Genomic DNA, 14,869 nt, shown 5'->3' on the forward strand with positions numbered 1-14,869 from the left:
GGTACCTGCCTGATTTTCACCTGGTATTAAAAAATGAAAGCCTACTTCGATAACGCCGCCACCACCCGTCTGGACCCGGAAGTACTGCAAGCCATGCTGCCGCTCATGACGGAGCAGTTCGGAAATCCTTCGTCCATTCATGCGCACGGGCGGGTCGTGCGCTCGGCCCTGGAACGCGCCCGCAAAACCGTGGCGGAGCTACTGAACGCGGCACCGGCCGAAATATTCTTCACCTCGGGCGGCACCGAGGCCGACAATACCGCTATCCGGTCCAGTATTGAAACCTTTGGCCTCAGGCACGCCATTACGTCTCCCCTGGAACACCACGCGGTACTGCACACGCTGGAACACCTGGCAAAGCACGGGCAGGTAGAGCTGAGCCTGCTGCGGGTGGATGAGCAGGGCCGTATAGACCTCCAGCACCTGGAAGAACTGCTGCAAAGCAAGCCCCGCTCGCTGGTGTCGCTCATGCACGGAAACAACGAGATTGGAAACCTGCTGGACCTCGACGCGGTGGGTGACCTTTGCCGGCATTATGGGGCCGTCTTTCACAGTGATACCGTACAAACTATGGGGCACTATGTACATGATCTGCAGCAGTTGAAAGCAGACTTTATCGTAGGTTCCGCGCATAAATTTCACGGCCCGAAGGGCGTCGGTTTCCTGTACGTGCGGCCCGGTTCCAAAATCCATCCTTTTGTACACGGGGGCGCGCAGGAACGTAACATGCGCGGAGGTACCGAAAACGTTTACGGCATAGTAGGGCTGGCCAAAGCCCTTGAAATAGCCTACCGCGACATGGACAGCCACCGGCAACACATTGAAAGCCTGAAAATAAGGGTAATTGAGCAGCTTCGGGACAAGCTGGAAGGGGTTACTTTCAACGGTCTGTCGGCGGACCTGGACCAGAGCCTGTACACGGTACTAAGCGTGAGTCTGCCTCCTTCGGACCTGAACGATATGCTGCTGTTCAACCTAGATATTTCGGGTATATCGGTATCGGGGGGGAGCGCCTGCGCCAGTGGTACCGATGTAGGCTCGCACGTACTGACGGCCCTTAACGTCGCGCCGGAGCGGGGCAATGTCCGGTTTTCGTTCGGAAAGTACAATACGGTCGAAGAGGTAGACTATGCCGTTGAGAAAGTCGCTGAGCTGTATAAAAAGGAAGTATCGTTTTAATAGCAAAGCGGCAGCAAGTACTTGCTGCCGCTTTGCTATTTCTCTAAGTACCTGTTTCCCGCTAGGCTTCAATCGCTGCTCCGTGCCACTTCCGGGCAATCTTCAGGGTATAGCTGACGAAGTCCTTTACTCCTTTTTCGTAAATCGGGTTTCCCGTCGAATTTCCTTCTTCGTCCAGATTTTTATTCGTTTCGTGCGATTCGAATAGCTTGGGCGAAACTACCGCGTACTGGTTCAGGAAGCTGATGAGCTTATTGATAACCATATTTATTTCGAGACACGGCTGCCGCCCGCCCCGACCGGTAGATACGCCCACCAGCGCGAATACTTTTTCGTTGAACAAATGGGCAAAGTCTTTACCACCCAGTTGATGCAGGGTATTGATAAACTCGGCGCTGGTAGTCCAGTTGTACTCGGGCAGGGTAAATATTACCAGGTCGGCGGTGCTCCAGGTAGCGAGCAACTGCTTCTGAAATGGGGTAAGCTGGTTTTTGTCCAGACTACCCCGCCCAACCATGGGCACATCTACTTCTTCAAAATCAAATAGTTCTACGTCATTCATCCCCTGCTCCGCCAATACCCGCTTAAGGTACCTGGCGGCTTTCAGGGAATTGCTTCCCGGGCGGGGGGAGGTAGATAGTACAGCAACTTTCACAATTAATTCAGGTAGTAATGAATAAAAAAATCAGGCCCTTTTAACCAGGTCGACCAGGGTTTCGACCCATATTTCACTATCGTTAAGGCTTTCCACGAGCTGCCAGTGCTCCCCGCCTTCCTCTTCAAACATCTCCTTGTACTCCTCTCCTACCTCAATGGTAGTTTCAAGACAATCAGACACAAAGGCGGGTGAAAACGCCAGCACGCTCTTTATTCCTTTCTTAGGTAGCTCCCGTACCAGGTCTTCGGTGTAGGGCTGTATCCAGGGCTCTTTGCCCAGGCGCGACTGGAAACAAGTTGTGTACTTTCCTTCGGGAATACCCAGCTCCCTGACCAGCAACCGGGTGGTTTCAAAGCACTGCGCGCGGTAGCAGTGCTGGTTAGCCGCAGTCAGCGTATCGCAGCAGCTTCCCAGCTTACAGTACTGCTGGGTCACGTCGCCTTTGCGAATCTGGCGCTCCGGCAAGCCGTGGTAGCTGAACATGTAGTGGTCGTACGGGTGCTCAGCCATGTACTTTTTGCCCAGCCGCACAAATCCTTCAATGAACTTGGGGTGGTCCAGGAAGCTATTGATAAAACGCAGCTCCGGCATGATCTGCCAGTCTTTCAGCACCCGCATTACCTCCTCGTACACCGAACCCGTAGTGGCCGAAGCGTACTGCGGGAAGAAAGGTACTACCACAATCCGGGACAGCCCCTGGCGCTGCAGCTCACTCAGGCCCGCCTCAATACCCGGGCTCTGGTAGCGCATGGCCAGCTTTACCACGTAGTCGTCGCCCAGGGCTTTGGCCAGCATTTCTTCCACGGCTAATCCGTACACTTTCAGCGGGGAGCCTTCCGGCGTCCATACCGCCTGGTAAATTTTAGCCGACTTGGGAGCGCGGAAGGGCGCAATAATCAGGTTCACGAGCATCCAGCGCGACACATACGGAATATCAATAACGCGTCCGTCCATCAGGAACTCGCGCAGGTACTTCCTTACGTCGGGGGTATTGGGGCTATCGGGGGTACCCAGGTTTACAATCAGTACGCCGGTTTTACCAAGCGACCTGGTAGTTGTTGATGAAGAAACCGATAAAGTTTGGGTTGTCATGAAAATCCTGTCCTTATTTATTCTGGTAAAAAAGCAAATTCACCTCCGTTACAGGGAAGGCTTATCGAACTCCTGAAACACGCTGGGTGGCAGCTTTTCAAATACCTGAATGTCGGTCAGTTGTCGCTGCCCGCGGTCGCCCGAAAGCATGACCTTCCCGTGTTTCTTATAACTCTTCCAGGGTAGTACAAAGTTCGGCTTTTCGCTATCAGCTTTGGAAAAATAAGCCCATTGGTTCACCAGACGCGTTTCCGGACTAACCCAGACATAGTACTTATTCTGAGGGGTATCGCCTACTTCTTCAAACGTAAGCTGAATTTTCTCGGCTTTTTCACCCCCTTCGGTCTGCTCTTCGCCCAGGTACTTGAGGGTTACGCCGGAGTCCTTAAGCTTGTAGGGCATTACCAGCCAGTAGGAGTCATTGATCCAGGCGCTTTTGCCCTGCTTTACGTATTTGGCGATGGAGTCGGCGTGGGTGAGTTCTTTTCCGCCTTTAAATACCCGTCCCTTGTCGGTGTTAATATTAAGAAGTACCGTCTGATCATTTTTCAAATTTTCCACGCGTACATCGCCCGACCATTTGTCCCAGTACAGACGTCGGTTTCCCAGAAAATTCCAGGTAATGTAGCGGGTATTATCCCAGTTTTTACGGCCGCCCATGGCCGCCATTACCTGGTCGGCCAGTTCTACGGCTTTGGGATCAGAGCCGGAAGCATTAAACCCCTGGGCGGCGGGGTTTAACGATTTCTTCTGTGCGACACTAGCGCTGCTCAGCAGGGTGACAATCAGCAGGGGGAAGTACAAGCTACGAAGCTTCATAAAGTCTACGATGTTTTTAAGTAAGTGACTAAGTATTTATTACAGATAACAATCTGTAATCTGTTTTGTCTGTAAACTTAACGTAAATAGCTGACAACTGTCATTTTTCTACCCGGCCTTAGGTCAGGCTGGTATCTGGTCCGGGTGTATTGTGTTTGGATAAAAGAATTAAAGTACTTGCTGCTACAAGCTGGAAGTAGTGATGCTTCTTATTATAGTTATTTCTTAGATAAGGATCTTGGTTGGTAATCAATCCCTAGACGTTTGGCATTCTCTTCTATTGTGTCCGTAAATCCAGCTTGTTTGCGACGTTCGTTTACATGTGCAGCATCCGCAATAGGCCAGATGTAGCAATCTGGCTTTTGATTTTGTGTAGAGCCTCCCTGTGGGAAGTCACACCTTCCTTGCGTACCGTAAATTTGCTCTTTCCCTTGATTTACTAACAATCTGTCGAGCATTTTGGCAACTAATGTAAAAGGAATCTCTTTCTTTTTACCAGCTTCTTCAACTATTGGAAAATACTGTTCAATATCCTTTGAATGCTGAATAACATGCCAAGCCGCTTCGTTAGTTGGTTCTCCTACTATGGATTTACCAGGATAGCCATATTGCTCAATTATCTCTTTGACCCTGCTTGTATTTGACGCATCTACTGAGTTCATTTTGATAAATATTCTTTGCTGAACTTGTTGTAGACTAATTCCTTCCACTTTCGCCAGTGAGTCCATCTTTGGTTGTTTGGCCAAGATTTCTCTATAAAACTGGTCCACCTTGTAAATACTATCTAATTCAGCCTTAAGGCTACTATCAAATTGAGCATAACCAACAGAAGCGGAAATAGTAAAAATTAGGGCTGACAAAAGAGAAAGAGTTTTCATATTGGCCTTTATTGGAAAAAGTACAATATCGCCCAAAAATACCTACACCCCCAGCAGCCGCCACACGCCCGAGAAGAAAAACAGCGCCAGCCCTACGGGCGTAAGTACCTTCCAGCCCAGGTACATGAGCTGGTCTACGCGCAGGCCTCAGCGCTCTGACCACGTGAATGGGTTGTTTATTGCACACCCGGGCTGGTATCTGGCCCGGGTGTATTATGTTTGGATAGGCTTTCTTTAATGCTTCTTCTACTTAGATACCACTTCTCTTTTTTAACTCACTTTAATTAGAAATAGAGTGGAATATTTTGAGAATTTAGTATAGATTTACAACGGTTAGTAAACTGAAGTTCACGGTATTTACCCGAATATACAGTAGTAGTAACACACTGATAGTACCATCAAGAAACAACTCCTGTCTGTTTGATTATTTATTTTTATATCAAGTGGTTTCTGCTTAGGTTGGCAGAACCCTGGCATTTCTTTTCTTTCCGGGTTATCCATAAGCAGCCTGGAAGGTGTAGGCAGCAATCCATTACGGTAATTGCATTTCTTTGCTTGTGGTTGCTGGTATTCTTCAACGCAAACGCACAATCAGCCCCCAATCCTTTACCCGCCGCTGGTTTAGCCAGCCCTACTTCATTACGGGTCCAGTACCTGGTAGACTCCACAGATGGGCTTACTATTGAGCAGGTAAGCAGTCCACAGGCCCGTTGGCAAACTTCGGAAGACCCAACTTTGATACTCGGCTTTACCCCCCACCCGGTCTGGTGCCGGTTTACCCTGCAGCAGGCGGCTGATACCAGCCGGGACTTCGCGCTGGAAATCACTAACTACTATGTTGATAGCCTAACCCTGTACCAGCCTGATTCGCTGAAAGGCTGGTCGGTGCAGCATTCGGGAGACATGATTCCCTTTGCCCGGCGAACCCCCGCGACGCGATTTCCAGCTTTTTATGTTACAGTTTCGGGCACCCGGCCGCAGACCTTTTACGCCCGTATTCTTGCATCACAGCACCATAGTTACCGCTGGCAGATCTGGAACCAGGCTCCGTTTATGACGCACCGGCTACCCGACATAGAGCGGTATATTTCCTTCGCGCTTTTGCTCATGCTTGCCCTGTTTCCCCTGGGTGGATTGCTGTTTATGTACCGGTTTGTGGTGCTGCGGGCCTATAGTCTTCTGGGGTTAGCGGTTGCTGCTTCTGCGGTAGTAGGCACCGGTTTGTCAAACGTTATATTTCCTAACTCCCCGTACTGGGCGCACACGAGTCATTATGTTGGTGTGGCGATAGTCATGCCGGTTCTGGCTTACTACATTGTTAGGGTGTGTAAGCTGCCCAGGTACATGCCCCGTGTGGTGGTGCTGTACCAGTTTTTTGGGGGAATAGGGCTGTTGTATGCCGGGCTGAGTTTTTTTGTACGGCACCCTTACATTACATGGGCTATAGTGGCAGCATTATGCATCATGCATATATCCATTGTACTGACTCTGCTGGCTTTATACCGACGACGCATACAGCCAGCCTTTTGGTATATAATCTCCATCATCCTGACCTCCCCGATATATGCCTATTTCTACGGACGCAATGCCGGTTTCTTTATCGGCCTCATTAGTGAAGAAACCCTTAAATATCCGCTGCTCTTTTCTACGCTGGCTACCCCGTTAATCTGGGTGGGTATACTCTGGGAAGCTACCCGCGACCGCATCCGAACCGCTGAAAACCTGAGCCTGGAACAGTCCAGGCGCGAAAATATTCAGGCCCTTGACAAACTCAAAACCGACTTTTTTACCAATGTTTCCCACGAACTTCGTACCCCCCTAACGCTCATCTTGGGGCCGCTCGGTAGCGTACTGAAGCGACAGCGGACTGACGGCGAGGATACCCGGCTGATTGAAACAGCGCAGCGCAGCGCCCGCCAATTACTGAAGCTGGTAAATGAAATTCTGGACCTGAGTAAGCTAGAAGCCGGTAAAGTAGCGGTATCCCTCAGGCCGGTCCGGCTCGTTGAGGTTGCCCGGCTCGCTGTCGCCAACTTTGAGTCACAAGCGCAGCTGCGCAACATCGCGCTGGAGCTAAACTACGAGGTAGAGGAACTCCTTGTTTTGGCGCTGGATGTAAAAAAAATCCGCCATGTGCTGGAAAACCTGCTGTCAAACGCCATCAAGGCCACTCCCGCCGGCGGCACCATCACGTTGGGTGTGCAGGTCAGCCCAGATAAGCTACTGCTGCGGGTGAGCGACACCGGCCGGGGCATTCACCCCGACGATCTGCCCCACGTGTTTGACCGCTTCTTTCAGACCAACCAGCCTGACGCAGCCGTGGAGGGCGGCACCGGCATAGGTCTTGCTCTCTGTCAGGAATACGCCCGGGCTATGCAGGGGCGGCTTTGGGTTGAGAGTCAGTGGGGCCAGGGTACTACTTTCTTTTTAGAGCTACCCTTGCTGGTAGCACCTGCGGGTACCGAAGCCAGTGCATCCGACCCGGAAGAGGATATGGCCTATGTGCCTCGGGTACCGGCGGAGCCACCGGTCTCTACCTCCGGCGAAACGGTGCTGGTGGTGGAAGACAACCCCAGCCTCCGCAACTATTTACTAACTGTACTACAGCCCCGGTTTAAAGTATGGCTGGCCGAGGATGGTCAGGCAGCACTGGATCTACTGGCGCAGGCGACTACCCTGCCCTCCCTGATTATATCCGACGTAATGATGCCCCGGATGGACGGTTTTCAACTACTCGACCACCTGAAAGGCAGTGATGCCTACCGGCTGATCCCAGTGATCATGCTGACGGCCCGCGCCGATAGAGCCGACAAGCTGCGGGCACTACGCATCGGGGTAGACGACTACCTGCTCAAACCGTTTGATGAAGACGAGCTACTGGCCCGGATCACCAGCCTCCTCCTCAATCAGAAAGAGCGACAGAAGCACGTACTCACGGAGGCCGACACTCCGACCCACAGCGAAGAGGTGCCCGCTCCGACGGCTTCGGCCGAGGATATGGCCTGGCTGCTGAAACTGGAAGCCGCCACCCTGGCGCAACTGGGCAATGCCGACCTGACGGCGGAGTGGCTGGCCGACGATATGGCCGTGAGCCGACGAACCCTATTCCGGGAGATAAAACGGCTGACCGGCCTTACACCCACCCAGTACATTACGACCGCCCGCTTTAGGCACGCCCGGCAACTCCTGGAAAACCGTGAGGTCACTTCTATCAAGCAGTTGGCCTCTGTGGTAGGGTTCCGGCAGATAAAACATTTCTCAATAAGCTATAAAAATCAATTTGGCAAAAGCCCTTCCGATTATCTTTAAAAGGGAACGATGTTGTAGTCTACGCCGCTAGTTATTACGGGCCGCTCTCCCTTAGGGAAAGCGGCCCGGCTTGTTTGTGGCTACCGAATCCTGGGCCAGCTGATTCTTGCAAAAGAGGCCTGAAAATTAATGGGCTACACAAATTGGCACGCTGGTGTACCTAAGTTGGCACGCTGGTGCACGTAGAAAGGGCTTGATTTGTGCTGCAGAACCAACCCATTTTTACTATGAAACAACACTACCATTTTCTCAGGCACCTGGCAAGGGTGTTATTGTTATCTTCGTTTCTGTTCGGGTTCTCTCAAGCCAGAGGGGATATTTTTACCGTCACCAACACAAATGACGACGGACCGGGCTCTCTGCGGCAAGCTATTTTGAATGCCAACGCTAATTCTGGATCGGATGAAATTAACTTTAATATTGGTACGGGACCACACTCTATTATTTTGAGCGCTGCTCTCCCACAAATCAATGGTTCTGTCGCCATTGATGGCACTACCCAGCCCGGCTATGGGGGTACCCCTCTTATCAGCATTCTGTTCAATGGGACAATAATTAACGTCTCAGGAGGAAGCAGGCTGGAAATTAAAGGGTTAGCGCTGGCGTCAGTAACGGGTGTGGTCGGAACAGCTATAAGCTTAAATAATGTCGATGGAGCTATAATCCTTAATTGTGCCTTTAGCAACCGCCAGGTCGGCATCGCGTCTAGCGGGGGCAAAGACCTGCGGGTGCTGAGCAACAGCTTTGTCAACGCGAGCGCAGGAAGCGGCTTCGCCTTGCAGGTAAATGGGGTGACAACAGCCAGCCTGCCCAAAGGCCTGCTGGTCAGAGACAACACCTTCAGCGGGGGTGGCAATGGAATATACCTGCTGAACATGGAGGGTTTGGTCATTGGCGATGAGTCGGTGAGCGGAGCCAATGTGGTGCTAAGGGATGGGGACCTTCACGGCTTCGGCGGTACTGCTCTCCAACTGGCAGCTTGTGACAACGCAGTCATCGACAATCTGGACGTGGGTCGAAGCAGTGGAGTACTCGGAGTAGGAATTAATCTGGCTGGAGCCGACAACGACAATGTGCTGATCCAGAACTGCCAAATTAGCAACCGCCAAGTCGGCATCGCGTCTAGCGGGGGCAAGGACCTGCGGGTGCTGAGCAACAGCTTTGTCAACGCGAGCGCAGGAAGCGGCTTCGCCTTGCAGGTAAATGGGGTGACAACGGCCAGCCTGCCCAAAGGCCTGCTGGTCAGAGACAACACCTTCAGCGGGGGTGGCAATGGAATATACCTGCTGAACATGGAGGGTCTGGTCATTGGCGATGAGTCGGTGAGCGGAGCCAATGTGGTGCTAAGGGATGGGGACCTTCACGGCTTCGGCGGTACTGCTCTCCAACTGGCAAGCTGTGACAACGCCCTGATAGAGAAACTTAACCTTTCGTATAATAGAAACTCCTCCTTTGGTACAGGACTGATATTGAACAATTGTAGTTCGGCTACAGTGACCACTAACAGCGTCTGTAGCCGGGCAACAGGTATTAGTGTTGCAGGTACCACTTCCGGGCAGCTAATCGCCAATAACCTGGTAAGCTGTACAAGGGGCTTGACTGTAACATCAAATGGCTCCCTTACTATTACCGACAATACTTTTCAGGGAAATGGCAGTGCTGTATTTAACAATGGACTTGAAACCTTGATCGCTAGGGGTAACTATTGGGGAGCACCCAACGGCCCAACATCCTTAGGCGGAACTGGCAATAGCTATACAGGACCCGTTGATGCCACAGGCTTTTTGACCAGTCCGGCAGCAAACGTGGCCAGGCTAAATGGAACCTTAACCCCCAGTACCCAATCTGTTAGTAGTCTTACATCTACTGGATGTGTTGCAGGAGCCGCCAAAACATTCACGGTTCTGGGCAAATGTATTGGAAACCCGGTTGTGATTGAAGCTCCGGCTAATTTTGAGTTATCCGCCGATGGAAATACCTATACCGATATTCTGACGCTCAACACAGGCACCACAGCTAGTACGGTGTACGTACGCATTGCCAGTGGCGCTACGGCAGGAAACGTATCAGGAAGCCCTGTGATTACAGGCGCTTCCGCTGCCCAGATAACCTTCTCAGGTACTGTACAATCTGCTGCACCTGATGCACCAACGGTAAACGATGCGTCAAATACTTTCACCTACAATGGCAATACGCAGACGGCAACCGCCACGGCAGGCAATGGTGCTACTGTGCAGTACTTCCTGGCACCAACCGGCGGGGAGACCGAAAACCCCGTAGCCACTGACGCAGGTACCTATACCTTCTACGCCCAGGCTTCCCTCAACGGATGCGTTAGTACAAGCCGGACCAAAGTAACACTAAAAATCAGCCAGGCTGATCTGACCATTGTTGTTGATGATAAAACAAAGGATTATGGCCAGGACAATCCCCAATTAACGGGCACGGTTACTGGTATTGTACCTTCTGATGGTATAACTGTTCAGTACAGCACTACTGCCGATAATACCAGCGAAGAGAGAGATGGAGGGTATCCAATTATCGCCACCCTGAATGATCCCAACAACAGGCTGGACAACTATACCTTGAGCAATACCCCGGCTGTCCTTTCGGTAGTCGGCAAGGCCAATCAGGCTCCGGTTGCGGTTGCAAAAGACATTGTCATTGCGCTGGATGCCAATGGCAAGGCCACTATCACGCCGGATGACATTGACGGCGGTAGCACCGATGATCAGGCTATCACCAACAAAGCCATCTCCAACACCACGTTCGGTTGCAATCCGGCCAACTACGCCCTGGCCTTCAATGGTACTAATCCGGGCGGCTATTTTACCTTACCCGCCGGCGTGGTAAAAGGACTGACCAATTTCACGTTTGAGGCTTGGGTAAATTATACCGACAATGGCAACTGGACAAGGTTCATGGATTTTGGTAATAACACCAATGTAAACATGTTTTTTACCGCAAAAAACGGCCGGAATCCTGGTTTGGGAAATCCACGATTTGCCATTACGATTGGAGGCATAAATGGCGAGCAAGTGATTAACTCCAATATAGCTATGCCCACGGGCTGGCACCACGTTGCTGTGGTCCTCAAGCAGGTATCAAGCAACAGCGTGACCGGCACCATGTACATTGATGGGAAGGTGGTGGGTACCAATAACGCCATGACACTGACCCCGAACAGCCTGAATGGTGGAATTACGAACAACAACTTTATCGGCAAATCGCAGTATGCTGATCCTTTTCTGAAGGGGCAGATGGATGAAGTGCGTATCTGGAGCGTAGCCAGAAGTTCCGCCGACATCAACACTTTCAAGGATAAGTCGCTATCAGGCAATGAATTCGGTCTGTTTGCTTACTATGATTTTGAAGATGGGCCGGGAAGCACCAAGGTAAAGGATAAGTCACCCAGCAAGAACGATGGTACCCTCTTTAACATGACCAGCTACCAGCCGTTCGTAGCCCCCGGTGTTATTCAGCAGTTGGGAGTTGGCGAGAACAACGTCACCTTGACCGTGTCAGACGCAGCGGGCCTGAGTTCGTCGGCGGTGGCCAAGGTGACCGTAGTCGATAACATCGCCCCCACGCTGACGGCTGTTAATAAAACCATACCGTTGGTTGCCGGCTCGGCCACCATACAGGTTGATGATGTGGTAACCGCCTATTCGGATAACTGTGGTGTAGCCAGTCTGCAACTCAGCAAGTCAAGCTTCGATTGCAGCAACCTCGGTGACAATACAATTACAGTTACGGCTACGGATGTAAACGGAAAATCAACCAGTGTCCAGGTCACCGTGACTGTAACCGACCCCCAGTCCTCCTGTAATAAAGCTCCGGTTGCGGTCGCAAAACCGCTTGTTGTTTCGGCCGATGCCAACTGCCAGGGTACCACTACGGCAGAGGCCTTCGATGATGGCTCGTCTGACCCCGATGGAGATAAGCTGACCTTCAGCGTCTTGCCAGTCGGCCCTTACTCAAAAGGAGTCACAGACATTGTGTTTACCGTTACGGACGCACGTGGTGCCATAAGTAGTGTCAATACCACTATCACCGTGGAAGACAAGCAGGGCCCAACATTCACAACACCGGCCGACCGTACGGTGAGCCTGCTGGAAAACTGTAGCTTTACCGTGCCCGATCTGCTGATGGGTCTGACCGGCACCGATAACTGCAGCATGGCCAGCTTCACCCAAAGCCCAGCCGCAGGAACCGTACTAAGTTCAGCGCCGAATCAGACGCACACGGTGACCATCACGGCCACCGATGAAGCGGGCAACTACACGGAGGAAATCGTTACGCTGACGGCTAAGGATGAGAAGGAGCCCCTGGCACTGGCCAGGCCCCTGACGGTCCAACTCGACGCTTCGGGTAAGGCTACAATCAGCCCCGCCCAGCTTAACAACGGTTCCAGTGACAACTGCACCGATGCGGCCAGTCTGCAACTGAGCCTGGACAAATCCAGCTTCGACTGCTCAAACACTGGCCCCAACACCGTCATTCTGACCGTAACCGACGCCAGCGGAAACAGCGCTAAGGCTGAGGTAGTGGTAACCGTAGAAGACAAACTCCAGCCTGCCATCACCTGCCCGGCCGAAGAGATAACCCATTGCTTTGCCGCTACCAACACCTATACGATTCCGGATCTGGTGGCAACCGACAACTGCCAGATTGCTTCGGTGAGCTTTACGATCAGCGGGGCTACCAACCGCACCGGTACAGGCACAGATGCCAGCGGGGAGTTCCAGGTGGGTACCAGCACGATTCAGTGGACGGTGACCGACCAGAGCGGCAACCACTCGCAGTGCAGCCGTACGGTGGTCATCAATGCTCCTCTGAGTGTGTCGCTCGCCAGCGTGAACTCCATCGGGGCGGGGGCGCAGCCCAACACGATCTACGTAGGCTATGGCCCTCAGAGTCTTACCTACGAACCGGTCGTTAGCGGAGGCACGGCGCCTTACAGCTACACCTGGTCAAACGGCTCAATGGGCTCCTCACTGGTGTTGACAGAGGCTGGAAACTACAGCGTGAGCATCTCCGACGCCCGGGGTTGTGTGCAGAGCACGAGTGTTGTATCGGTCAAGATGGTCGATGTGCGTTGCGGCAATAAGAATGATAAGGTGCTGGTATGCCAAAAAACTAGCAGTGCAAAGAATCCCTGGAACCAGATTTGTGTAGATGCTAATGCCGTAGCCACTCATTTGGCCAATGGAAGCACCCTTGGTACCTGCGCAGCGCCTACCAGTCGTACGGCAGCTCCCCAGGAAGTACAACCTACCGCAGTAGTAGTTGACCTGGCGGATGAGTCAGTGAAGGAGCTGACGGTAACGGTAGGACCTAACCCCGCCAGTGACCGCTTTATGGTGGAGATCAGGCTTCCTCAGGCTACGGATGTGGTACTTGAAGTACGTGACCTGCGCGGTCAACTCATGCAGTCGCGTACAGTACCAACTGCTGGTACTCGGCTACGTCAGGAAGTTTCTCTGAATATGTACCCAGAAGGCTTGTACCTGCTGAACGTGCAGACAGCAACTGAGCGGAGAGTAATTAAGGTGGTGAAGAACCAGTAAAGTTCTTTCCGATAATCAAAAGGACAGAGTCCTGGCTGCCATGCAGTCAGGACTCTGTCCTTTACCAAGTCAACGCTATCACCAAAACTCCTTCTTTGCAATAGCTACGGATAGATAATAAAGGCTGTTCCTCTAACCGTTAGTAGCTTTCTACTATGACTTTTATGCCTCTTTCAAGAAAAGCGATAAAAGGTGATAACCCTAATTTCAAAAAATAGAGATTATATAAATAGCGCTACCTCTACACCCCCAGCAGCCGCCACACGCCCGAGAAGAAAAACAGCGCCAGCCCTACGGGTGTAAGTACCTTCCAGCCCAGGTACATGAGCTGGTCTACGCGCAGGCGGGGTAGTGTCCAGCGTACCCACATCTGCACCAGTACCGCCAGCAGGGCCTTGGATAAGAGCCAGAAAGCACCCGACAGGTACCCAAAAATAGTACCCGGCTCGCCACTCGTCCAGTCGGCCAGGCGTACGGGGCCTATGTTGGGGAAAGGGGTATTCCAGCTACCCAGAAACAGAATAGCTCCCAGCAGCGACACCAGCAGCATCATGCCGTACTCCGACAGCATCAGCAGCGCCCAGCGCATACCCGAGTACTCGGTATGAAAACCAGCCACAATCTCCGATTCGCCCTCGGGCAGGTCAAAGGGGGCGCGGTTGCACTCGGCCAGGGAAGCAATGAAGAAAACAACGTACGCTATGAGCAGGAACGGATTGCGGAAAATATTCCAGGTCAGGAAGCCCCCTACGTTCGTGACGTCCAGCCCCAGGCCTTTCAGCCCGAAAAGGTAGTTGGCATCGGGTGAATAAATACCCTGCTGAAAACTAATAACCTGCAGGTCCAGGGTCTGGGCGATCATGACCACGCACAACACCGAAAGCCCCAGCGGCACCTCGTAGGAAACAATCTGGGCAACGGCGCGCATGGCCCCAAAGAGTGAGTACTTGTTGTTGGACCCCCAACCCGCCATCAGCAGACCTATGACATCAATGGAAACAATAGTAAGCAGGTAAAAAACCCCCACCGCAGCCCCTGAACCCGAAAGGTCCGGTGCCAGCGGTACTACCGCGTAGCCGGCAAAGATAGCCGTGAATATAACAATGGGCGCCAGCAGGAACATCCAGCGATCGGCGGCCTTTGGCACAATGTCTTCTTTCTGCAGGAGTTTTAGTAAATCAGCAAACAGCTGTAGCAGTCCCCATTTTCCCACTTCCATCGGACCCATACGGTCCTGAATGAAGGCGGAAACTTTGCGTTCGAGGTATACCCCCACCACCACAAAGCCGGGTACCATAAGTAAAAACAGGAGTAGCGTAAGAGGCACGGGCAGGTACGTAGTTAGTCAGCTAAGTCACTCCAGG

The 14,869-nt window shown here is 52.2% G+C and carries 9 protein-coding genes; 4 read left to right on the plus strand and 5 right to left on the minus strand.

Going from position 1 to position 14,869, the window contains the following annotated elements; all coding sequences use genetic code 11:
• Window positions 1-33 precede the first annotated feature (33 nt).
• Window positions 34-1,179 (plus strand): cysteine desulfurase family protein, encoded by a 1,146-nt coding sequence (locus VGN67_RS09495; protein WP_327486573.1) that lies wholly within the window; start codon window positions 34-36, stop codon window positions 1,177-1,179.
• Window positions 1,180-1,240: 61 nt separating this feature from the next.
• Here VGN67_RS09495 and VGN67_RS09500 read toward each other — a convergent pair whose 3' ends face one another.
• The 4 genes from VGN67_RS09500 to VGN67_RS09515 form a co-directional block, all read right to left on the minus strand.
• On the minus strand, window positions 1,241-1,834 hold the full coding sequence (locus VGN67_RS09500) for an NAD(P)H-dependent oxidoreductase (RefSeq protein WP_327486574.1): 594 nt from the start codon (window positions 1,832-1,834) through the stop codon (window positions 1,241-1,243).
• A 30-nt stretch (window positions 1,835-1,864) separates the two neighbouring features.
• Complete coding sequence (gene hemH, locus VGN67_RS09505) at window positions 1,865-2,929, minus strand: ferrochelatase (protein WP_327486575.1); 1,065 nt, start codon at window positions 2,927-2,929, stop codon at window positions 1,865-1,867.
• Between the two features lie 48 nt (window positions 2,930-2,977).
• Complete coding sequence (locus tag VGN67_RS09510; protein WP_327486576.1) at window positions 2,978-3,748, minus strand: hypothetical protein; 771 nt, start codon at window positions 3,746-3,748, stop codon at window positions 2,978-2,980.
• 218 nt (window positions 3,749-3,966) lie between these two features.
• Complete coding sequence (locus tag VGN67_RS09515) at window positions 3,967-4,626, minus strand: DUF6624 domain-containing protein (RefSeq protein WP_327486577.1); 660 nt, start codon at window positions 4,624-4,626, stop codon at window positions 3,967-3,969.
• A 1-nt stretch (window position 4,627) separates the two neighbouring features.
• On the opposite strand from VGN67_RS09515, the gene VGN67_RS09520 reads away from it, so the two are divergent.
• The 3 genes from VGN67_RS09520 to VGN67_RS09530 all read left to right on the plus strand — a co-directional run bounded on the left by VGN67_RS09520 (window position 4,628) and on the right by VGN67_RS09530 (window position 13,505).
• A complete protein-coding gene (locus tag VGN67_RS09520) occupies window positions 4,628-4,864 on the plus strand; it encodes a hypothetical protein (RefSeq protein ID WP_327486578.1) in 237 nt (78 codons plus the stop codon).
• Window positions 4,865-5,181: 317 nt separating this feature from the next.
• The gene (locus VGN67_RS09525; RefSeq protein ID WP_327486579.1) at window positions 5,182-7,935 is read left to right on the plus strand and encodes an ATP-binding protein; all 2,754 of its coding nucleotides are present in this window, start codon (window positions 5,182-5,184) and stop codon (window positions 7,933-7,935) included.
• A 227-nt stretch (window positions 7,936-8,162) separates the two neighbouring features.
• Window positions 8,163-13,505 carry a LamG-like jellyroll fold domain-containing protein gene (locus VGN67_RS09530; protein WP_327486580.1) on the plus strand — a complete coding sequence of 1,781 codons (5,343 nt, stop codon included), beginning with the start codon at window positions 8,163-8,165 and terminating at the stop codon, window positions 13,503-13,505.
• 241 nt (window positions 13,506-13,746) lie between these two features.
• Here the strand turns inward: VGN67_RS09530 and VGN67_RS09535 are convergent, their stop codons facing one another.
• Window positions 13,747-14,832 (minus strand): complex I subunit 1 family protein, encoded by a 1,086-nt coding sequence (locus VGN67_RS09535; protein WP_327486581.1) that lies wholly within the window; start codon window positions 14,830-14,832, stop codon window positions 13,747-13,749.
• Window positions 14,833-14,869 lie beyond the last annotated feature (37 nt).

The organism is Telluribacter sp. (genome assembly GCF_035998675.1).
Lineage (GTDB): Bacteria > Bacteroidota > Bacteroidia > Cytophagales > Spirosomataceae > Telluribacter.